This is a genomic window from Cellulosimicrobium sp. 72-3 (assembly GCF_013127315.1).
GTDB classification, from domain to species: domain Bacteria; phylum Actinomycetota; class Actinomycetes; order Actinomycetales; family Cellulomonadaceae; genus Cellulosimicrobium; species Cellulosimicrobium funkei.
In genome coordinates, this window is sequence record NZ_CP053419.1 from 911,790 (window position 1) to 931,520 (window position 19,731).

24 protein-coding genes are annotated in these 19,731 nt (G+C 73.5%); 20 read left to right on the forward strand and 4 right to left on the reverse strand.

Going from position 1 to position 19,731, the window contains the following annotated elements:
- The first annotated feature begins 47 nt into the window (after positions 1-47).
- The 7 genes from HKK73_RS04110 (at position 48) to HKK73_RS04140 (ending at position 5,306) form a co-directional block, all read left to right on the forward strand.
- A complete protein-coding gene (locus HKK73_RS04110; protein WP_171467502.1) occupies positions 48-1,655 on the forward strand; it encodes a methyl-accepting chemotaxis protein in 1,608 nt (535 codons plus the stop codon).
- A gap of 63 nt (positions 1,656-1,718) precedes the next feature.
- Positions 1,719-2,771, forward strand: a complete 1,053-nt coding sequence (locus HKK73_RS04115; RefSeq protein WP_085388483.1) for a chemotaxis response regulator protein-glutamate methylesterase — start codon at positions 1,719-1,721, stop codon at positions 2,769-2,771.
- Complete coding sequence (locus HKK73_RS04120) at positions 2,768-3,580, forward strand: protein-glutamate O-methyltransferase CheR (protein ID WP_043658116.1); 813 nt, start codon at positions 2,768-2,770, stop codon at positions 3,578-3,580. The genes HKK73_RS04115 and HKK73_RS04120 overlap by 4 nt, the downstream gene beginning before the upstream one ends.
- Positions 3,577-3,960 (forward strand): response regulator, encoded by a 384-nt coding sequence (locus tag HKK73_RS04125; RefSeq protein WP_021482437.1) that lies wholly within the window; start codon positions 3,577-3,579, stop codon positions 3,958-3,960. The genes HKK73_RS04120 and HKK73_RS04125 overlap by 4 nt, the downstream gene beginning before the upstream one ends.
- Entirely contained in the window at positions 3,957-4,427 is a 471-nt protein-coding gene (locus tag HKK73_RS04130) for a chemotaxis protein CheX (protein ID WP_085388482.1), read from the forward strand. The genes HKK73_RS04125 and HKK73_RS04130 overlap by 4 nt, the downstream gene beginning before the upstream one ends.
- Positions 4,424-4,786: a response regulator gene (locus tag HKK73_RS04135; RefSeq protein ID WP_043658110.1), complete on the forward strand. Its 363-nt coding sequence runs from the start codon at positions 4,424-4,426 to the stop codon at positions 4,784-4,786. The genes HKK73_RS04130 and HKK73_RS04135 overlap by 4 nt, the downstream gene beginning before the upstream one ends.
- A gap of 31 nt (positions 4,787-4,817) precedes the next feature.
- Positions 4,818-5,306 carry a hypothetical protein gene (locus HKK73_RS04140; protein ID WP_021482434.1) on the forward strand — a complete coding sequence of 163 codons (489 nt, stop codon included), beginning with the start codon at positions 4,818-4,820 and terminating at the stop codon, positions 5,304-5,306.
- 188 nt (positions 5,307-5,494) lie between these two features.
- Here HKK73_RS04140 and fliW read toward each other — a convergent pair whose 3' ends face one another.
- The 4 genes from fliW to HKK73_RS04160 are packed head-to-tail and all read right to left on the reverse strand — an operon-like array spanning position 5,495 to position 8,684.
- Positions 5,495-5,860 (reverse strand): flagellar assembly protein FliW, encoded by a 366-nt coding sequence (fliW, locus tag HKK73_RS04145; protein ID WP_021483278.1) that lies wholly within the window; start codon positions 5,858-5,860, stop codon positions 5,495-5,497.
- Positions 5,860-6,732: a flagellar hook-associated protein FlgL gene (gene flgL, locus HKK73_RS04150; protein WP_021483277.1), complete on the reverse strand. Its 873-nt coding sequence runs from the start codon at positions 6,730-6,732 to the stop codon at positions 5,860-5,862. Before flgL ends, fliW begins: the two co-directional genes overlap by 1 nt.
- Before the next feature lie 29 nt (positions 6,733-6,761).
- Positions 6,762-8,183, reverse strand: coding sequence for a flagellar hook-associated protein FlgK (gene flgK / locus HKK73_RS04155; RefSeq protein ID WP_043658108.1), 1,422 nt, complete (start codon positions 8,181-8,183; stop codon positions 6,762-6,764).
- 12 nt (positions 8,184-8,195) lie between these two features.
- On the reverse strand, positions 8,196-8,684 hold the full coding sequence (locus tag HKK73_RS04160) for a flagellar protein FlgN (RefSeq protein ID WP_021483253.1): 489 nt from the start codon (positions 8,682-8,684) through the stop codon (positions 8,196-8,198).
- Positions 8,685-8,889: 205 nt separating this feature from the next.
- Between HKK73_RS04160 and HKK73_RS04165 the strand changes: the two genes are divergently transcribed.
- The 13 genes from HKK73_RS04165 (at position 8,890) to HKK73_RS04225 (ending at position 19,719) form a co-directional block, all read left to right on the forward strand.
- Positions 8,890-9,690, forward strand: coding sequence for a sigma-70 family RNA polymerase sigma factor (locus HKK73_RS04165; RefSeq protein ID WP_043658103.1), 801 nt, complete (start codon positions 8,890-8,892; stop codon positions 9,688-9,690).
- A 152-nt stretch (positions 9,691-9,842) separates the two neighbouring features.
- Positions 9,843-10,706 (forward strand): flagellin, encoded by an 864-nt coding sequence (locus tag HKK73_RS04170; protein WP_085388480.1) that lies wholly within the window; start codon positions 9,843-9,845, stop codon positions 10,704-10,706.
- A 131-nt stretch (positions 10,707-10,837) separates the two neighbouring features.
- Positions 10,838-11,695: a flagellin gene (locus HKK73_RS04175; protein WP_171467503.1), complete on the forward strand. Its 858-nt coding sequence runs from the start codon at positions 10,838-10,840 to the stop codon at positions 11,693-11,695.
- 230 nt (positions 11,696-11,925) lie between these two features.
- A complete protein-coding gene (locus HKK73_RS04180) occupies positions 11,926-12,780 on the forward strand; it encodes a flagellin (RefSeq protein WP_086149055.1) in 855 nt (284 codons plus the stop codon).
- Between the two features lie 111 nt (positions 12,781-12,891).
- Positions 12,892-14,268 (forward strand): flagellar filament capping protein FliD, encoded by a 1,377-nt coding sequence (gene fliD / locus HKK73_RS04185; protein ID WP_043658829.1) that lies wholly within the window; start codon positions 12,892-12,894, stop codon positions 14,266-14,268.
- Positions 14,269-14,294: 26 nt separating this feature from the next.
- Positions 14,295-14,717, forward strand: coding sequence for a flagellar export chaperone FliS (fliS, locus tag HKK73_RS04190; protein WP_021483132.1), 423 nt, complete (start codon positions 14,295-14,297; stop codon positions 14,715-14,717).
- Positions 14,707-15,024, forward strand: coding sequence for a hypothetical protein (locus HKK73_RS04195; RefSeq protein WP_171467504.1), 318 nt, complete (start codon positions 14,707-14,709; stop codon positions 15,022-15,024). Before fliS ends, HKK73_RS04195 begins: the two co-directional genes overlap by 11 nt.
- 232 nt (positions 15,025-15,256) lie before the next feature.
- Positions 15,257-15,601, forward strand: coding sequence for a flagellar basal body protein (locus HKK73_RS04200; RefSeq protein ID WP_021482579.1), 345 nt, complete (start codon positions 15,257-15,259; stop codon positions 15,599-15,601).
- A 1-nt stretch (position 15,602) separates the two neighbouring features.
- A complete protein-coding gene (locus tag HKK73_RS04205) occupies positions 15,603-15,995 on the forward strand; it encodes a flagellar basal body rod protein FlgC (protein ID WP_021482578.1) in 393 nt (130 codons plus the stop codon).
- A gap of 5 nt (positions 15,996-16,000) precedes the next feature.
- The gene (fliE, locus tag HKK73_RS04210; protein WP_043658833.1) at positions 16,001-16,330 is read left to right on the forward strand and encodes a flagellar hook-basal body complex protein FliE; all 330 of its coding nucleotides are present in this window, start codon (positions 16,001-16,003) and stop codon (positions 16,328-16,330) included.
- Between the two features lie 2 nt (positions 16,331-16,332).
- A complete protein-coding gene (fliF, locus tag HKK73_RS04215; RefSeq protein ID WP_144721647.1) occupies positions 16,333-17,961 on the forward strand; it encodes a flagellar basal-body MS-ring/collar protein FliF in 1,629 nt (542 codons plus the stop codon).
- A complete protein-coding gene (gene fliG / locus HKK73_RS04220) occupies positions 17,958-19,079 on the forward strand; it encodes a flagellar motor switch protein FliG (protein WP_081600280.1) in 1,122 nt (373 codons plus the stop codon). Before fliF ends, fliG begins: the two co-directional genes overlap by 4 nt.
- Positions 19,069-19,719, forward strand: a complete 651-nt coding sequence (locus HKK73_RS04225) for a FliH/SctL family protein (RefSeq protein ID WP_144680714.1) — start codon at positions 19,069-19,071, stop codon at positions 19,717-19,719. Before fliG ends, HKK73_RS04225 begins: the two co-directional genes overlap by 11 nt.
- The last annotated feature ends 12 nt before the right edge of the window (positions 19,720-19,731 follow it).

Genomic DNA, 19,731 nt, shown 5'->3' on the forward strand with positions numbered 1-19,731 from the left:
CCCCTGACACCCACGCACCCACGCACCCACGCAGAGAGACGACCACGATGACCACGAACCAGCAGCAGGACGCGCCCCGACGCCTGTGGGGGGACCGCCCCGTCCTCGTCAAGATCCTCACGTCGGTCCTCGTGATGGTGGTGGTGACCGCCGTCATCACGGCCGTCGCGCTCGTCTCGATGCGCCAGCTGCGCTCGGACGCCGACGAGATGTACCGCAGCAACGTCACGCCGCTGCAGCAGCTCACGGAGATCCAGCGCGCCTTCCAGGGCGACCGCGCCCGCGTCATCCAGTACGGGATCGCGGACGCGGAGACCCGGGCGAGCCTCCTCGACGAGCTGGTGGAGCGCAAGGTCGACCTGGACGCCCAGATCGAGGCGTACCGCCCGAACGCGGTGAGCCAGAGCGACGTCGACGCGCTCGTCGCCGCCCTGGACGCGTACTACGCGGCGGCCGAGGGCGAGCTCTTCCCGCTCGCGGACGCGGGCGACACCGCGGGCTTCGCCGCGTACTTCGACGGCACCGTCCGCCCCCTCACCACGGGCGTCATGGACGCGATGCAGGTCGAGACGGCGTCGCAGGGCGAGGAGGCGGCGGTGCTCGCCGAGGAGACGGACACGCTCGCGGCGCGGGCGCTGCTCGCCACGATCCTCGTCGCGGTGCTCGGCGCCCTCGCGGCGACCGCGCTGTCCTACGTCGTGGCGCGCGGGATCGCCCTGCGGATCCGGGCCGTGTCGAGGAGCCTGACCGCGCTGGGCGACGGCGACCTCACCGTGCGGGCCGAGGTGGTGGGTCGTGACGAGCTGGGGCAGATGGCTGCGGCGTTGACGAGTGCGCAGGAGAACTTGCGGGGGATCATCGCGGAGGTGGCGGGGACGTCGGAGGCGGTGGCTGCGGCGACGGAGCAGCTGTCTGCGGCGGGTGCGCAGTTCTCGGCGTCGTCGGACGAGACGGCGGCGCAGTCGGGTGTGGTGGCGTCGGCGGCGGAGCAGGTGTCGCAGAACGTGCAGACGGTGGCTGCGGGTGCGGAGGAGATGGGGGCTTCGATCCGGGAGATCGCGCAGAACTCGAACGAGGCGGCGAAGGTGGCGAACAAGGCCACGGAGCGGGCTGCGGCGACGAACGAGACGGTGCAGAAGCTGGGGACGTCGTCGCAGGAGATCGGTGACGTGATCAAGGTGATCACGTCGATCGCGGAGCAGACGAACTTGTTGGCGTTGAACGCGACGATCGAGGCGGCTCGTGCGGGTGAGGCGGGCAAGGGGTTCGCGGTGGTGGCCAGCGAGGTGAAGGAGCTGGCGCAGGAGACGGCGAAGGCGACGGAGGACATCGCGCGTCGGGTGGAGGCGATCCAGGGGGACACGGTGGGGGCGGTGGAGGCGATCGGGGAGATCGCGGACATCATCGGGCGGATCAACGACTACCAGCTGACGATCGCGTCGGCGGTGGAGGAGCAGACGGCGACGACGAACGAGATGTCGCGGGGGGTGCAGGAGGCGGCGACGGGGTCGAGCGAGATCGCGGGCAACATCACCGGCATCGCCGCCGGCGCGCGGGAGAGCGCGCGGTCGATGGAGCAGCTCAACGTCGCCGTCGGCGAGCTCGCCCACGTCTCGGAGCAGCTCGACGCCCAGGTCTCCCGGTTCCGGCTCTGAGACGCCGACCATGACGCCCACACCCCGCGCGGCCGGCGCGCGCCGCGCCCGAGGAGGCCGACCGTGATCCGCGTGCTCGTCGTCGACGACTCCGTCGTGATCCGTCGCCTCGTCGCGCAGACGCTCGACCGGGACCCCGAGATCACCGTCGTCGGCACGGCGGCCGACGGCCGCCTCGCCCTCGCGAAGGTCGAGCAGCTCGATCCCGACGTCGTCACGCTCGACATCGAGATGCCCGTCATGGACGGCATCGAGACGGTCCGGGCGCTCCGCGCGGCCGGCCGGCGCATGCCCGTCGTGATGTTCTCGACGCTCACCGAGCGCGGGGCGTCCGCGACGCTCGACGCCCTGACGGCCGGAGCCACGGACTACGTCACCAAGCCGAGCGGGAGCGGGTCGGTCCAGACGGCGCTCGAGCGCGTCGGCCTGGAGCTCACGCCGAAGATCAAGGCGCTCGTCCCGCGCGCGCCCGCCGCCCCGACGGCGCGGTCCGGCGGGGCGACGGCCGTGGTCCGGCGTCCCGCCCCGGCCCGACCCGTGCGCGCGGTCGTCGTCGGCTCCTCCACGGGCGGGCCGGAGGCGCTGCGGACCGTGCTGTCGTCCCTGACCACGCCGCTGCCCGTCCCGATGCTCGTGGTCCAGCACATGCCGCCGGTGTTCACGCGGCAGCTGGCCGAGCGCCTGGACCGCGCGGGACCCACGACCGTGGTCGAGGCCGCCGGCGGCGAGGTGCTCCGTCCCGGTCACGCCTACCTGGCGCCGGGCGGCCGGCACCTCGAGCTCGGCCGCCAGGGCACGGGCCTGACGACCCTCGTCACGGACGGGCCCCCCGTCAACTTCACACGCCCCGCCGTCGACGTCCTGTTCCGCTCCGCGGTCCGCACGCTCGGTGGCGACCTGCTCGCCGTCGTCCTCACGGGGATGGGCTCCGACGGCCGCGACGGTGCGGGCGAGATCGCCCGCGCCGGCGGCCACGTGCTCGCCCAGGACGAGCAGAGCTCGGTCGTCTGGGGCATGCCGGGTGCCGTCACGACCGCGGGGCACGCCCACGCGGTCCTTCCCCTCGACCAGGTCGCCCGCGCCATCGTCGGTGCGGCCGAAGGAGCGCACGCATGACCGTCTCGACCCAGTCGTTCGCCTACGTGAGCGACCTGGTCCGCAAGCACAGCGCGATCCAGCTCGCGCCGGGCAAGGAGTACCTCGTCGAGGCCCGGCTCGGGCCGCTCGCGCGCGAGAAGGGCCTGCAGGGTCCCGACGCCGTCGACAGCTACGTCCGCCGCTACCTGCGGGGCGGCTCCCCGACGGAGACCGTGCGCGTCGTCGAGGCCATGACGACCAACGAGACGTCCTGGTTCCGCGACACCTCGCCGTTCACCGCCCTGCGCCGGGCGATCCTGCCGGAGCTCGCGGGCGCGGACCTCAGCATCTGGTCCGCGGCGTGCTCGACCGGCCAGGAGCCGTACAGCATCGCGATGGTCCTGCGCGAGGAGCGGGTGCGGAGCTACCGGATCCTCGCGACGGACATCAACGCGCAGGTCGTCGAGCGGGCCCGGACGGGCCGGTACAGCCAGCTCGAGATCAACCGCGGCCTGCCCGCGCCCATGCTCGTGCGCAACTTCCGGCGCGTGGGCGCCGAGTGGGAGGTCGACCCGGCGCTGCGGGAGAACCTCACGTTCCAGCAGCACAACCTCCTCACGGCGCCGCCCGGGCCGCGGATGTTCGACATCGTCTTCCTGCGCAACGTGCTCATCTACTTCGACATGCCGACCAAGCAGTCGATCCTCGCCCGGCTCCGCAGCCGGGTGCGACCGGGCGGCTTCCTCCTGCTGGGGGCCGCCGAGACCACCGTCGGCGTCGATCCCGCGTGGGAACGGGTCGACGTCACGCAGGGCTCCATCTACCGACTCCGAGGAGGCAGCGCATGAGAGCGCTGATCATCGACGACGCCCGCGTGATGCGCCGCATCGTCGCCACGACGCTGAGGGATCTCGGCTTCGAGACCGCCGAGGCGGGTGACGGACGCCAGGCGCTCGACCTGCTCGAGGCGGGCGAGCGCTTCGACCTCGCGTGCGTCGACTGGAACATGCCGGTGATGGACGGGCTGCAGTTCGTGCAGGCCGTCCGCGCGCGCCGCGAGTGGCGCGACCTCACGCTCATGATGATCACCACGGAGTCCGAGCAGTCGCGCATCGTGCGCGCGCTCGCCGCCGGTGCCCACGAGTACCTCATCAAGCCGTTCACGCCGGACGCACTCATGGGCAAGCTCGACATGCTCGGGCTGCTGCCGACCAAGGAGCTCGCATGATCGACACCCGGGACACGCTCGCCCGGAGCGTCCTGCCCATCGCCCAGGACCTCTTCGCCGCCATGGTCGACGGCGAGCCGGGCCTGCTCGAGCCCGTCGACGCCCTCGGGGCGCCGATCCCCGACCCCGTGCACGCGTGGGTCGACATCGTCGGCCCGACCTCGTGGCGCACGCTCGTCGTGACCGCCCGCCCGACCGCGGACCGGATCGCGCGCGCGCTCCTCCAGCTGGACGACGACGAGACCGTGGGTCTCGACGACGTGCGCGACGCGCTCGGCGAGGTCGCGAACGTCGTCGGCGGGAACCTCAAGGGCATGCTCGACGGCGGCTCCTCGCTCACCCTGCCGGTGGTCGACACCACGGGCCCGGCGGTCGCGCGAGCGGCCGACCACGCGCAGGCGCTGCTGTGGCGCGGCGAACCCCTCGTCATCTCGTTGTGGACCTCGAAGGACGGAGAACAGCTGTGAGAGTCGTCGTCGCGGACGACAGCCGCGTGATGCGGCAGATCGTCGTCCGGACCCTGCGCCAGGCGGGGTTCAAGGACTGGGAGATCCTGCAGGCGGGGGACGGCGCCGAGGCGCTCGCCCTCACCCTGGCGGAGCAGCCGGACCTCGTGCTGTCCGACTGGAACATGCCGGAGATGAACGGCATCGACGTCCTGCGCGCGCTGCGCACCGCGGGGTCGAGCGTGCCGTTCGGGTTCGTCACGTCGGAGGGCTCGCCGCAGATGCGCGAGCTCGCGGACGCCGAGGGCGCCCTGTTCCTCATCGCCAAGCCGTTCGACGCGGACACGTTCGAGGACGTCCTGCGTCCCCACGTCCGTTGACCCGACGCACGTCCCCCCGGAGGAGCCCCCTGTGACCACGACCCCCCTGCCCGAGCTCAAGGAGATCCGCGACCTGTACGCGGGACTGGTCGGCCGCGGGTGCACGGCCGTGCGCGCGAGCGCGCTCCTGACGCCCGAGACGAGGCCGGGCGTCATCGCCGCGACCTACGTCAGCCACCGGGCGCAGGTCGAGGCGGTCGTCGCCGTCGACGTCCCGCTCGGTGCCCACCTCGGCGCCTCGATCGGCCTCGTGCCGCCCGGTCCCGCCCAGGACGCGGCGGCCGAGGGCACGCTGAGCGACGTCCTGCTCGAGAACCTGTCCGAGGTCCTCAACGTCACCGCCGCCCTCTTCAACGCGGAGGACGCGCCGCACCTCAAGCTCGCGGAGGTGTTCGACTCGACGCGCGGGCCGCTGCCCGGCGCGCCCGTGTCGTTCCTGCGCAGCACCGGTCGCCGGCTCGACGCGGAGATCGAGATCGCCGGCTACGGCGGCGGGGCGCTGACGGTGGTCCTCGCCTGACGGCGACGGGACCGAGACCCGTGCGGAGGCCGGGCCGGGGGCGCACGCCCCGGGCCCGGCCTCTCGTCGTCCCGGCTCGGTGCTCGTCCGGCACCGCACGGCACGGCACGACGACGGACAGCCACCCCGGTGCCGTGAGCGGCGCCGGGGTGGCTGTGGTCGGGGTGGGGACGCGGTCGTCCGCGAGGTCAGGCGGTGACGAGGGTCCGTCGCAGGTCGAGCCCCTGGCCGTCGAGGACGGACTGGACCGCGGCGCCCGTGTCGGGGTGCACGAGCACCGGCGCCATGAGGTTCGCGTGGACGCCGCCGGCGCGCACGCTCGCGACGACGAGCACGAGCGGGTCGGTGTCCTCGGCCCCGATGCGCGCGAGGTCGGACGACGGGATCGCGGGGGAGTAGCCGGGCACCCAGCGGCCGGGGTCGAGGACGAGCATCTCGACGCCCGGGGTGTCGAGCGCGGACAGCGTGTAGACGCCGTCGCCCTGCTCGGTGAGCAGCTCGAACCGGCGGGCCGCGAGGCCGGGAGGCGGGGTGACGAAGGTGAGCGTGGTCATCAGCGGAGGTAGTCCAGGAGGGAGGGCTGCAGGAGGGTGGCGCCGATGCTCAGGGTCGCCTGGTAGGCGACCTGCTTGAGCTGGAGGTCGATCGCGAGCTCGGCGAGGTCGACGTCCTCGATGGCGCCGCGGCGCGTCTCGAGCGAGGTGCGGTTGCCGAGGTTGGTGTCGGCGGCGCGCTCGAGCTGGTTCTGGCGCGCGCCGACGGTCGTGTGCTGGGTGAGGACCGCGTCGAGCCGCGCGTCGACGGCGGCGAGATGGCCGCCGCTGCCGTTGCCGGCGCGCAGGTCGGCCGCCACGGTGTCCAGCAGGGCGAACACCGAGCCGGACCCGGTGCCGAAGACGGCGGCGCCGTCGATGTCGACGCGGACCGTCGAGTCGACGCCGATGCGGCGCTCGACGGACGCCCCGCCGCCCGTGAACGAGTAGTCGTCGCGGAACGCGACCCCCTCGTCCGAGGTCCCGGCGAAGACGGTGCGCCCGAGGTACGTGGAGTTCGACTGGCGCAGCAGCTCGTCACGGAGCTCCACGAGCTCCGCGGCGACGGCCTCCCGGCCCTCCGTCGACGTCGTGTCCGACGCGCCCTGGAGGACGAGGTCGCGCACCCGCTGGACGATGTCGGTCACGGTGCCGAGCGTCGAGTCGAGCGTCGCGAGCCAGCCCTCGCCGTTCGCGATGTTGCGGTCGTACTGCTGCTCGGCCGCGAGGCGGCCGCGGATCGCGAGGGCGTCCGCCGCGGACGACGGGTCGCTCGAGGCACGCGTGAGCTTGCGCCCCGAGGTGCCCTGCTCCTGGAGCTCGGCGATCCTCGCGAGGTTGGACTGCAGGCTCCTCGTGACGTACGAGGCCTGCATCTGGTTGGTGATGCGCACGGTTCTCCCCTTGCGGACCTGGTCGTGGGCTACAGCCCGACGCGGCCGGTGCGGTTGATGAGGTGGTCGAGCATCTCGTCGACGGCGGTGAGCACGCGGGCCGCGCCCTGGTAGGCGTGCTGGTACTGCATGAGGTTCACGGTCTCCTCGTCGAGCGAGACGGCGGAGTGCGAGAGCAGGTCGCTGAACGCCGCGGTCGACGCCGTGGTCGCGAGCTTCGCGTCGTAGCCGGCCGAGCTCGACTTCACGGCGAGCTGCGTGACGTGCGTCGACCACACCGCGTCGGGACCGCCGCCGGCGGTCCCGAGCGCGGCGATGCGGTCGGCCACGGACCCGTCGAGGGACCCCGCCCCGACGGCGGCGGTCGCGACCTGGCCGGGCGCGGTCACCGCGACCCGCAGGCCGGCGCCCGCGGACCTGCCGGGCTCGATCGCGAAGAACGCGCCGCCCGGCGTGCCCGACGGCGTCAGGCCCGTCGTGTGCAGCGCGTTGACCTGCGTGACGAGCGCCGACGCGAGCGCGTCGTAGCCCGCCGCGGCCTGGGCGTAGATCCCGCCGGACGACACCGGCGCGAGGGCCGACAGGTGCCCGGCGAGCTCGCCGCCCTCGAGCCCGACGGCCGCGCCCGGGCGGTGCGACCACTCGAGCCGCACCGCGTCGTCGGCCGCGCCGTCGAGCGTCGAGGACCCGACGAGCCGGACCTCGTTCACGTGGTGGCCGTCGACGAGGAGGTTCCCGCCCAGGAGCACGTTGACGGTGCCGTCGGGGTTCGTGCTCGTCTGGGCGCCCGCGAGGCGCGCCAGGTCGGCGGCGAGCTGGTTGCGCTGGTCGACGAGCTCGTTGGCGGAGCCGTTCTGGCCCGAGGCGTCGAGGATGCGCGTGTTGAGCGCGGCGATCTTGTCGGCGACCGTGTTGATCTCGGCCACGAGCGAGCCCGCGCTCGTGCGCGCCTGGCCCCACGCGGCCTCCACGCGGGCGCGGCCGTCGACGATCCGGTCGACGACGGCGCCGGCCTCCTCGACCACGACCCAGGCCTGGGCGTCCTTGCCGGGGGAGTTCGCGGCGTCCTGCCACGCGCCCCAGAACGACTGCAGCGCGGCGGACAGCCCGGTGTCCGAGGGCTCGCCGTGGATGTCCTCGACGGCCGTGAACGCCGCGGCGCGGACGCTCGCGTACCCGTCGGCGGACGCCGTCTGGCGCACGCGCGACTCGAGGAAGAGGTTCCCGAGCCGGGCGACGCCGTCGATCGTCACGCCCTGGCCGGACCGCGCGGACTGCGAGAGCCGCCCCAGGCCCATCTCGGTGAGCGGGGCCGTGGCCGACTGCTGCACGCGCTGGCGCGTGTAGCCCGGCGTGTTGACGTTCGCCACGTTCTGACCGGTGACGTCGATGCCCGCCTGGGCGGCGCTCATGCCCCGGAAGGCGGTGTTGAGGATGGAGAACGAGCTCATGGGCGGGACTCCTTACAGCACCGTGTCGAAGAGGCGGGCGACGTCGGACCGGTCCGTGGTGGCACCGGTCGCGTCGTAGGTGCGGGGCTCGCCGCCGAGCGTCGCGAGCGTCTCCTGCGTGGAGCGCGACGCGTGGTTGACGAACTGCGTGTTCGTGTCGCGGACGGTCTTGATCCGCACCGTCAGCTCCGTGAGGCCCGTGAGGTGGCCCTCGAAGATCTCGCGCCAGGGGCCTGCGGCCGGGGCGGCCGCGGCGATCTCCCGCAGCGTGGCGTCGGGCGCCAGGCCCCACTCGGCCGCGACGGTCTCGGACGCGACGGTGCGCACGAGGGTCGCCTCGCGCACCTTCTCCATCACGGTCTCGACCTCGCGGTTCGCGTGGGCGAGCCAGCGGGTGCGGCCGGCGGTGAGGAGCAGCTGCTCCTCCTCGAGCTTGAACAGCAGCATCTCGAGCAGCTCGCGCTCTCGCCACAGCAGGGTCGACAGCTCCTGAGGGCCCAACGTGGCTCTCCCTTGTGTGCGCGGTGGTCGGTCGGGGCGGCGGGCAGCGCCCGCTCGAGACCCACTGTCGGCACGTGCGGTGCGGATGTGGCGGCTGATCCCCGCGCCCGCTGCATGGGAGAGGTCAGGACGCGGTGCCACCGCGTGCCTCACCCGCGTCTCCCGGTGCCGTACCGGGCCCGCCCCAGCAGAAAGGTGCTTCGGCGTGAACCTCTCCGAGCGCAACGCTCTCGTCGTCGACAACCTTGCCCTCGTCGGCTTCCTCGTCTCCGACCTGTGCGCGCGGGCCGACCACCTCTCGCGCGAGGATCTCGCGTCGGTCGGCGCCGTCGCCCTCACCACGGCGGCCACGAGCTTCGACCCGACCCGCGGCGTCCCGTTCGGCGCGTACGCGCGGCGCCGCATCGTGGGGGCGCTCGCCGACGAGCTGCGCTCGCAGGACTGGGCCCCGCGCTCGGCGCGCCGCCGCATCAAGGCGCTGACGGCCGTGACGGCGTCGCTCACCGCGTCCCTCGGTCGCGAGCCGACCGACGCGCAGGTCGCCGAGGCGATGGGCGTCGCGGTCGCGGACGTGCGCGCGGCCCGGGACGACGCCGGCCGCTCGATCGTGGCGATGGAGGACACCACCTACGACCACGTCGCGCTCGAGGCGCCGACCCCGGAGGAGCAGGTCCTGTCCGTCGAGGAACGGCACGTGGTGCGCGAGGCGGTGGCGGCGCTGCCGGACCAGCTGCGGCACGTCGTCGAGCAGGTGTACTTCGCGGGGCGCAGCGTCGGCGACCTCGCCGCCGAGCTGGGGATCAGCCACTCGACCGTCTCGCACGCGCGGATCGAGGCGGTCCGCCTGCTCCGCGAGGGGCTCGAGGCCCACTACTCGGGCCGCGAGGCGAAGGGCCCGGCCGCGCCGCTCACGGCCCGCCGGCGGGAGTACCTCGCCGCGATGGGCGAGCGCGTCGCGGGCGGTGCCACGCAGCGGTCCGCCTGGGCGGTGCCCGCGGCGTCGTGACCCGGGGCGCGACGGCGTCGACCGGCGTCGGTCGACGTCGGCCACCGTCGGGCCGCGGCGTCCGACAGTCCCCAGGAGCAGGCCGGTCGAGGTGACGGGCCGGTACCGGACGAGCCGGCCCGCCCGGGGCCGCGCGGGACAGGAGCGCACGCATGGGTCTCTCGATCGTGACGAACGTGGCGGCGACGACGACGTACCGCCGCCTCGCGACGACGCAGCGCGAGCAGGGCGCGTCGGCGGAGCGGCTCGCGTCCGGCCTGCGGATCACCACCGCCGCGGACGACTCCGCGGGCCTGACGACGGCGGAGGGCCTGCGGGCCCAGGCGAACGGCAGCGCCGTCGCGCAGCGCAACGCGGCGGACGCGGTCGCCATGCTCCAGACGGCGGACGGCGCGCTCGGCGGCATCCAGGGCATGCTCCAGCGCATGCGCGAGCTCGCGCTCCAGGCCGCGAACGACACGAACGGGCCGGACGCGCGCGCCGCGATGGAGGACGAGCTGTCGGCGCTCGCGCGCGAGGTGAGCCGGACCCACAACGAGTCGGCCTTCGCCGACCAGCTCCTCCTCGCGAGCGAGCCGACGGTGACCTTCCAGGTCGGTGCCGAGGGGGACGCCGCCTCGACGATCGCCGTCCAGCTCCCGCGGGTGACGTGGGCGGTGTCGTCCGTGCTCGTCGCGGGCGACGGCGACCTGCGCGTGAGCCTGACCGGCGCGGGGTACCCCGAGCTCGCGCACATGACCTCGCGTGCGGCGGTCGAGGCGATCGACCGCGCGATCTCGCGCGTCTCGGAGGAGCGCTCGCGCATGGGCGCGACGATCAACCGGCTCGACCACGCGGCGCGCGTCGCCGGCAGCACGGGGGAGAACCTGCGCGCGGCGGAGTCGCGGATCCGGGACGCCGACCTCGCCCAGGAGCTGCGCGACGGCGCGCGCCTGAACGTGCTCGCGCAGGCGGGGACGGCGATGCTCGCCCAGGCCAACCAGGCGCCGTCGTCGGTGCTGCAGCTCCTGGGCTGAGGCTCCTGAGCTCCCGAAAAGTGACGCAGGTCACTGGCCACGACGTGGCGGTGGGTGCCGAGAGTGCTCGGTGACCGGCCCACGGATGGGCTGGGGGATCATCCACTCGCCCGTCTCACGGAGGACTCATCATGGGCTTCAGCGTCAACACGAACGTCTCGGCACTCAACACGTACCGGAACCTCACGAGCACCCAGAACAGCCAGAGCAAGTCGCTGGAGAAGCTGTCCTCGGGTCTGCGGATCAACCGTGCGGCGGACGACGCCGCGGGTCTGTCGATCGCCGAGGGTCTCAAGGCCCAGGTGAACGGTTACAGCGTCGCGGCGCGCAACGCGCAGGACGGCATCAGCGTCGTGCAGACGGCGGAAGGTGCGCTGGGTGAGGCGCAGTCGATCCTGCAGCGCATGCGCGACCTGTCGGTGCAGGCGGCGAACGACACGAACAACGCCGACGCGCGCACCGCCATCAGCTCGGAGCTGGGCGAGCTCGCGGACGAGCTCGACCGGATCGTCGACTCGACGAACTTCAACGGCATCGACCTGCTCAAGTCGACGGCGACGGACCTCACGGTCCAGGTCGGCGCCGAGGGTGCCGGCGGTGGCAACACCATCTCGATCGACCTCACCACCAACGACCTGCAGGGCATCATCGAGGCCGGCGTCTACGACGCCGCCAACGGCGGGACGTCGCTCAACGTCGCGACCGCCGCCGGTGCGCAGGCCGCGATCGAGACGATCGACACGGCGCTCAAGGCCGTGTCGACGGCTCGCTCGGGCCTGGGTGCGACGCAGAACCGCCTGGAGTACGCCATCTCCAACATCAACGTCGCGACGGAGAACCTGACCTCCGCCGAGTCGCGCATCCGCGACGTCGACATGGCCAAGGAGATGATGAACTACTCGCGCACCAACATCCTGTCCCAGGCCGGCACCGCGATGCTGGCCCAGGCGAACCAGGCCAGCTCGGGAGTCCTCCAGCTCCTCGGCTGATCCTGACGGCCGCGCGGCCGGTCCCGCGCGGCCGTCCCCACCGACGGCGTCGCACCGGAGCACCCGGTGCGGCGCCGTCGTGCTGCGCACCGCGGGCGCCCCCCGACGGGACGGGGAACTCGTCGAAAGTCGCCCCCCACGACGGGATGGTGGGTGCCGAGAGTGCTCGGTGACCGGCCCATGGATGGGCTGGGGGATCATCCACTCGCCCGTCTCACGGAGGACTCATCATGGGCTTCAGCGTCAACACGAACGTCTCGGCACTCAACACGTACCGGAACCTCACGAGCACCCAGAACAGCCAGAGCAAGTCGCTGGAGAAGCTGTCCTCGGGTCTGCGGATCAACCGTGCGGCGGACGACGCCGCGGGTCTGTCGATCGCCGAGGGTCTCAAGGCCCAGGTGAACGGTTACAGCGTCGCGGCGCGCAACGCGCAGGACGGCATCAGCGTCGTGCAGACGGCGGAAGGTGCGCTGGGTGAGGCGCAGTCGATCCTGCAGCGCATGCGCGACCTGTCGGTGCAGGCGGCGAACGACACGAACAACGCCGACGCGCGCACCGCCATCAAGTCGGAGCTCGACGAGCTCGCGGACGAGCTCGACCGGATCGTCGACTCGACGAACTTCAACGGCATCGACCTGCTCAAGTCCAGCGCGACCGACCTCACGGTCCAGGTCGGCGCCGAGGGCACCGGTGACGGCAACACCATCACCATCGACCTCACCACCAACGACCTCCAGACGGTCATCGAGGCGGGCGTGTACGCCGCCGCGGGCGGCAGCTCCCTCACGGTGAACACGGCGGCGAACGCGCAGGCGGCGATCGAGACGATCGACACGGCGCTCAAGGCCGTGTCGACGGCTCGCTCGGGCCTGGGTGCGACGCAGAACCGCCTGGAGTACGCGATCTCCAACATCAACGTCGCGACGGAGAACCTGACCTCCGCCGAGTCGCGCATCCGCGACGTCGACATGGCCAAGGAGATGATGAACTACTCGCGCACCAACATCCTGTCCCAGGCCGGCACCGCGATGCTGGCCCAGGCGAACCAGGCCAGCTCGGGAGTCCTCCAGCTCCTCGGCTGACCCTGACGGCCACCCGGCGGGCGGCACGGACCGCCCTCCGCGCCGTCCGCCGGGTCTTCTCCGCACCACGTCCCCAGCACGTCCCCCGTCCCACACCTGGAGGTGATCCGCGTGGGCATCTCCTTCACCGGGCTGTCGAGCGGTCTCAACACGGCAGACCTCGTCAAGCAGCTCATCGCCGTCGAGTCGATCCCGCAGCAGCAGCTCCAGGCCAAGGTCAAGGCCGAGCGCTCCGAGATCACCGCGCTCCAGGACCTCAACACGCGCGTGGCCGCGCTCGCGAAGCTCGCCAAGGAGCTCACCGCCGGCGACGCGCTCGCGCTCTTCACCGCGAAGGGCTCGTCCGACGCGGTCTCGGTCGCCGCCCGCGCCGGCGCCTCTCCGGGGAGCATCGACGTCGTCGTCGACGCCGTCGCCACCGCGCAGAAGTCGGTCACCGCGACCCTCACGACGGCTCCCACCACGCGCTTCACCCTCACGGACGCCGCGGGCGAGCACACCGAGCTGACCGCGGCCTCCACGTCGCTCGACGACGTCGTCGCGGCGATCAACCGCGCCGACGCGGGCGTCACCGCGGTCAAGGTCGGCGCGGGCACCGACGCCGCGACGGGGGAGAAGCTCTACCGCCTCCAGCTCACGGGCGCCGCGACGGGCGCCGCGGGCGCGTTCTCGTTCCACGCCGGGACCGCCGCCGAGGTGGACGCCGGCACCGCGACGAACCTGCTCGCCGCTCCCGGCGCGGCCACCGTCACGGCGGCCGCCGACTCCGTGGTGCGCCTGTGGGCCGGCACCGCCGCCGAGCAGACCGTCACCTCGGCGTCGAGCACGTTCACCGACCTCCTCCCCGGCATCGACGTCACCGTCTCGAAGGCGTCCGCCGACCCCGTGACCGTCACCGTCGGCGAGGACCCCGAGGCGCGTGCGAACAAGGTCCGCAGCCTCGTCGACGCCGTGAGCGCGATCCTCGCGCGCATCGGGACGCAGACCAAGGTGACGATCGGGTCGGACGGCTCGACCTCCGGCGCGACGCTCGCCGGGGAGTCCATCGTGCGCAACGCGCGCCAGTCGCTGCTCGGGGCCGTCACGGACCCGGTGGACGGGGCGTCCCTGTCGTCGATCGGCATCGAGATCACGCGCTACGGCGAGGTCACGTTCGACGCCGAGAAGCTCTCGGCGGCCCTCGCCGCCGACCCCGACACGACGATGAGCACGTTCACGCAGGTCGCGACGCGCGTCCAGAAGGCCTCCGAGATGCTCTCCGACAAGTACGACGGCCTCCTCACGACGTCCGTCAAGAACCGCGAGACCCAGGCCACCCGCCTGGACGACCAGATCGCCAGGTGGGACCAGCGGCTCGAGCAGCGCTTCAAGCGCCTCACCGCGCAGTACACCGTCATGGAGGTCCAGCTCGCCAAGCTCGACTCGCAGCAGCAGTGGCTGACGGGCCAGCTCGCGACCCTCATGCCCTCCTCGTCCTCGAAGCGCTGAGCCGCACCTCCCGCGAAGGAACCGCCGTGACCCACCTCGCCCGGAGCGCCTACGGGCGCGACGCCATCCTCACAGCGTCCCCCGCGCGCCTGCTGACGCTGCTCTACGACCGTCTCGTGCTCGACCTGCGCCGGGCCGAGGCCGCGCAGGGCGAGGAGCGGTGGGCCGCCGCGTCCGAGCAGCTCCTGCACGCGCAGGCGATCGTGGCCGAGCTCATGGGCTCGCTCGACACCACGGTCTGGGACGGTGCCGAGGACCTCATGGCCCTCTACGTCTACGTCCACGAAGCCTTGGTCGCCGCGAACGTCCACCGCGACATCGGGCGCACGCACGAGGTCCTCGAGATCGTCGTGCCGCTCCAGGAGACGTGGCGCCAGGCCGCGGAGGTGCTGCCCGCCGGGCACGGGAGCGCTGCGGCGCACGGCGGCGGAGCGACCGGTGTCGCCTGACCGCGCGGGCACGCTCACGGCCTGGGCCCGTGCCCTCGACGAGCTCGACGCGATGGCGTCGGTCGCGGGCGAGCACGCCAGCGAGACGGCCGTCGCCCACCTGGCCGCGTGGACCCCTCCGACCGGGCTGGGGCGGCTCCCGGCCGAGCTCGTGGACCGCGCGCTCGAGGTCCTGGTCCGCCAGGCCGACGTGGTGGACCGCCTGCACGCGGCCATCGTGGAGAACCGGCGGCACTCCCGTGCCCTGACGTGCGTGCCGCGCGCCCACGACTCGACGGCGGCGGCGTACCTCGACGTGAGCGCCTGACCCTCGCGACACCTCCGGCCCGGCGGCGCTCCCGGGCGAGCACGGCTCACGCGTCGCGACCCTGCATAGGGGTCGGGTGAGCACACGACCGACCGCGCAGCACGCGTCCCCGCTGCGCGTGCACGACGCACGGCGGCGGCCCCTCGGTCGTCGTCGGCTCAGGGTGAGCACGGACCGCTCCCCCCGCAGGCCATCGGACGGCCGACACCGACGACGTGGGGAATCCGCGACCGTGTTCGACTCCGTCACCTCCGTAGCGATCCAGAGCGCGCTGGACGGGCTGTCCGCCCGGCAGAGCGCCATCGCCGAGAACGTCGCCAACATCAACACCCCGGGCTACACCGCGAAGCGGGTGCAGTTCGAGGAGGCGCTGGCGGCCTCCGTCGCCGACGGCGACGCCCGGCGCACCGCCTTCACCGTCGACCGCTCGCTCGAGCCGACCCGGCTCGACGGCTCGAACGTCAACCTCGACACCGAGACCGTCTCGAACGTCGACACCGTCCTGCGCTACCAGTTCGCGACCCAGGCCGTCGGCGGCGAGGCCGCCGCCCTGCGCGCGGCGATGCGGACGGCCTGACATGACCTACGACGCTCTCGGCATCGCCGGCACCGGCCTCACCCTGCACCGCAAGTGGCTCGACGCCGTCGCGGACAACCTCGCCAACGTCAACACCGTCACGTCGACCGACGACGCGGCGTTCCGCGCCCGCTACGTCCTCGCCACCGAGGGCGGCGAGAAGAACCCCGGCGCGTACGTCGCCGGGGCGGCGTGGGGGAGCGCGGAGGGTCGGCTCACGTACGAGCCGGACCACCCGCTCGCGGACGAGGACGGCTACGTGCGCTACCCGGACATCGACATGTCCGAGCAGATGGGGAGCCTCATCCTCGCCCAGCGCGGCTACCAGGCGAACGCCGCCGTGATCGACCGCGCCAAGACGGCCTACGAAGCAGCACTCCAGATCGGGAAGTGATCCTCATGCCCATCCCCTCCGTCGAGGCCACGACCGGCACCGGGTACCTCACCGGCGTCGAGAGCCTCTCCGCGACCGCCGCCGCCGCGACCGGGTCGACCGGTGCCGCGGGCGCGAGCGCCTTCGCCGACGTGCTGGGCGGCGCGGTCGACAGCACGCAGCAGCTCCAGGGCGCCGCGAACGAGCTGGCGATCGCCGCCGTCACGGGCGACCTCGAGAGCGTCCACCAGGCGACCATCGCCTCCACCCGTGCCCAGACGACCCTCGAGCTCGTCGCCGCCGTGCGCAACAAGGCGGTCGACGCGTTCAACGAGATCATGAGGATGCAGGCCTGACGATGCCCGAGAAGATCAGGTCGACGTTCGGCCGCGCGTTCGGCGCCGTCCGCGACTTCACCATCGCCCAGCGCACGCTCGCGCTGCTCGCCCTCGCGATCCTCGTGGTCGGGATCGTCGCGCTCGTGTCGTGGGCGTCGCGCCCCAGCTACACGCCCCTGTTCTCCGGCATGTCGAGCGCGGACGCCGCCGCGATCGTCGACCAGCTCCGGTCGCAGGGCGTGCCCTACGAGCTGACCGACGGCGGCGGCACGGTGCTCGTCCCCGAGGAACGGGTCTACGAGCAGCGGCTCGCGGCCGCGACGGCCGGCCTGCCCGCCGACGAGTCGACGGGCGGCTACTCGCTGCTCGACGAGATGGGCGTCACGTCGAGCGAGTTCCAGCAGGACGTGACGTACAAGCGCGCGCTCGAGGGCGAGCTCGCCCGCACCCTCTCCGCGATGGACGGCGTCGAGACGGCGACCGTCCAGCTCGCGATCCCCGAGGAGACGGTCTTCGCGGCCGAGCAGGGCACCCCGACCGCGTCGGTGTTCGTCGCTCCCGCCCGGGGCCAGAAGCTCACGACCGAGCAGGTCGAGGCGATGGTCCACCTCGTCTCGGCGTCGATCGACGGCATGGCGCCCACCGACGTCGCAGTCGTCGACGCGCAGGGCGAGGTGCTCTCCGAGGTCGGCGTCGGGGCGCGGTCGTCGGGCGAGCAGGCCGGGCAGTACGAGGAGAAGGTCTCCGGGCAGGTGCAGGCGATGCTCGACCGTGTCGTCGGCGCCGGGAACTCGACCGTCGCCGTCACCGCCCAGATGGACGTGGCGAGCTCCGAGCGTCTCGAGGAGACGTTCCGCACCCCGGAGGGCGGACCCGTCCTCAACGAGTCCACGACGACCGAGGAGTACACCGGCGGGGCCGGGGGCCAGGCCGGGGTGCTCGGCCCGGACAACATCGCCGTCCCCGGCGGCGCGGGCGCCGACAGCAGCTACACGTCGGAGGACGCCACGCGCAACAACGCGATCGACAAGGTCACCGAGACCACGACGACGCCCGCCGGCGCGCTGACCCGGCAGGCCGTGTCCGTCGCGCTCGACGCTGAGGTGGCCCGGGGCATGGACACGGCCGCGATCACCGCGATGGTCTCCGCCGCCGCCGGCATCGACGCCGAGCGCGGGGACACCGTCGAGGTCGCGGTGCTGCCGTTCGACACGGGCGCCGCGGAGTCGGCCCAGGCCGCGCTCGCCGCGGCGGAGGAGGCGGCCGCCGCCGAGAGCCGGGCGCAGATGCTGCGCACCGCGGCGGTCGTCGCCGGGGTGCTCATCGCCCTGGTGATCGTGCTCGTGGCCGTGCGGCGCGCCCGTCGTCGCCGCGAGCGGCGCGAGACGGTCGACCTCGAGGACCTCCGTATGACGACCCTGCACGAGCTCGACCGCGACGACGAGCACCCGGCGCTCCTGTCCGGCGGCGGCCAGGGCGAGCTCGAGCCCGTGCCCGAGCGGCCGGAGATCCAGCCGCCGACCCCGCGGTTCACGAGCCTCGACCAGCGTCGGGCCGAGATCGACGCGCTCGCGGCGACCGACCCCGACAAGACGGCCGAGTACCTGCGGGTGCTGCTCGCCGAGGACCGGGCGGGGGCGCAGCGATGAGCGTCACGACGGCACCGCCGGAGACGGCGCCCGCGGGCACCGGCGCCGCCGGCCTGGCGGCCGCCCTCGACCCCGCCGCCGCGGCGCTCGCGACCGAGGCCGCGCGCAAGGTCGCCGCGATGAGCGGGGTGCAGAAGGTCGCCCTGGTGCTCATGCAGCTCAGCCAGGAGCGGGCGGCGACGGTCCTGTCGCTGCTCTCCGAGGAGGAGGCCTCCGAGGTCGCCGCCGAGATCATGCGCACCCAGGTGGTGGACGAGGAGCTGGCGGTCGCGGCCCTCGACGAGTTCTACGACATGGCGCTGTCCGGCACGCCGCGCCCGCGCGGGGGCAAGGACTTCGCCGTCGGGCTGCTCGAGGCGTCGATGGGCGCCGACCGGGCGGCCGACGTCGTCGAGCGCCTCGTCGCGAGCATGCAGGGCAAGGCGTTCGAGTACCTCGACGGCACCGAGCCGGGACAGATCGTGTCCCTGCTCGACGGCGAGCACCCGCAGACCGTCGCGCTCGTCCTCGCGCACCTCAGCTCGGGCGTCGCGTCCGCGGTGCTCGCCAAGCTGGCCGACGACTACCGCACCGACGTCGCGCAGGCGCTCGCGACCATGGGCACCGCGTCGCCCGACGCGGTGAAGATCGTGTCGGAGCAGTTCCGCACCCGCATGGGCGCGAGCATCACCCCGCGCCAGCCGGTCGAGATCCTCGGCGGCGTCCAGCCGCTCGTCGACATCATCAACCGCTCCGACGGCGCCACCGAGAAGGCGGTCCTCGAAGGGCTCGAGGCCCGCGACCCGCAGCTCGCCGAGGAGGTCCGCTCGCGCATGCTGACCTTCGAGGACATCGCCTCGTTCGAGGCGCGCGACGTGCAGATCATCCTGCGCGGCGTCGAGATGTCGGTGCTCGCGCTCGCCATGAAGGGCACGACCGCCAAGGTCGTCGAGACGATCACGAAGAACATCTCCGAGCGCAACCGGGCGCTGCTGGAGGAGGAGGTCGCCGGGCTCGGCGGGGTGCGCATCAGCCAGGTCGAGGAGGCGCGCGCGGAGATCGTCCGCGTCGTCCGCAACCTCGAGGCCGACGAGAAGATCACGATCCACCGCACGGACGGGGACGAGCTTGTCTACTGACGCCTACTTCGTTCCGCGGGCCGTGCCGGTCCTGCGCAGCGACCGCGTCGCGGAGGTCGAGGCGGCGGCGTCGGCCCGCGGGTACGCCGCCGGCTACGCGGCCGGGGCCCGCGCGGCCCGCGACGAGGCGGAGCGCCTGCGCGCCGCGCTCGAGGCGGACCACGCGCGGCGCACCGCCGAGCGCGACGAGCGGACCGCGCGCGCGGTCGCCGTCCTGCGCGAGGCCGCCCGGGCGCTCGGCGAGCGGACGGTCCCCGTCGTCGCCGCGGCGCAGGACGCCACGGTCCGGGGCGCGCTCGACCTCGCGGGGTCGGTCCTCGGGTACGAGCTCACCGACCGGCCGGGGGCCGCCCGCGCGGCCCTCGCGCGCGCGACGGCCGTGGCCGACGGCGCGGTCGTCGCCGTCCGGCTGCACCCCGACGACGTGAGCCTGCTGACCGAGGCCGGGGTCGACGACGTCCGCCTCGTCGCGGACGCGTCGCTCGACCGCGGCGACGCCGTCGCGGAGCTCGAGCACGGTTTCCTCGACGCGCGCGTGCGCGCCGCCGTCGACCGGGCGCGGGCCGAGCTGGCGCTGCTCGACGTCGGGCCCGACCTCACGCCCGACGCCGGGCCCGGCGCGTCCGGAGGGTCGTCGTGACGGCCCCGGTCG

Excerpts from the sequence above, each read along its gene's own strand:
- HKK73_RS04180 (WP_086149055.1), top strand. The coding sequence starts at position 11,926 with ATGGGCTTCAGCGTCAACACGAACGTCTCGGCACTCAACACGTACCGG.
- fliE (WP_043658833.1), top strand. The coding sequence starts at position 16,001 with ATGCCCATCCCCTCCGTCGAGGCCACGACCGGCACCGGGTACCTCACC.
- fliF (WP_144721647.1), top strand. The coding sequence starts at position 16,333 with ATGCCCGAGAAGATCAGGTCGACGTTCGGCCGCGCGTTCGGCGCCGTC.
- HKK73_RS04175 (WP_171467503.1), top strand. The coding sequence starts at position 10,838 with ATGGGCTTCAGCGTCAACACGAACGTCTCGGCACTCAACACGTACCGG.
- HKK73_RS04125 (WP_021482437.1), top strand. The coding sequence starts at position 3,577 with ATGAGAGCGCTGATCATCGACGACGCCCGCGTGATGCGCCGCATCGTC.
- HKK73_RS04205 (WP_021482578.1), top strand. The coding sequence starts at position 15,603 with ATGACCTACGACGCTCTCGGCATCGCCGGCACCGGCCTCACCCTGCAC.
- HKK73_RS04170 (WP_085388480.1), top strand. The coding sequence starts at position 9,843 with ATGGGTCTCTCGATCGTGACGAACGTGGCGGCGACGACGACGTACCGC.
- fliW (WP_021483278.1), bottom strand. The coding sequence starts at position 5,860 with ATGACCACGCTCACCTTCGTCACCCCGCCTCCCGGCCTCGCGGCCCGC.
- fliG (WP_081600280.1), top strand. The coding sequence starts at position 17,958 with ATGAGCGTCACGACGGCACCGCCGGAGACGGCGCCCGCGGGCACCGGC.
- HKK73_RS04130 (WP_085388482.1), top strand. The coding sequence starts at position 3,957 with ATGATCGACACCCGGGACACGCTCGCCCGGAGCGTCCTGCCCATCGCC.
- HKK73_RS04110 (WP_171467502.1), top strand. The coding sequence starts at position 48 with ATGACCACGAACCAGCAGCAGGACGCGCCCCGACGCCTGTGGGGGGAC.
- flgK (WP_043658108.1), bottom strand. The coding sequence starts at position 8,183 with ATGAGCTCGTTCTCCATCCTCAACACCGCCTTCCGGGGCATGAGCGCC.
- HKK73_RS04120 (WP_043658116.1), top strand. The coding sequence starts at position 2,768 with ATGACCGTCTCGACCCAGTCGTTCGCCTACGTGAGCGACCTGGTCCGC.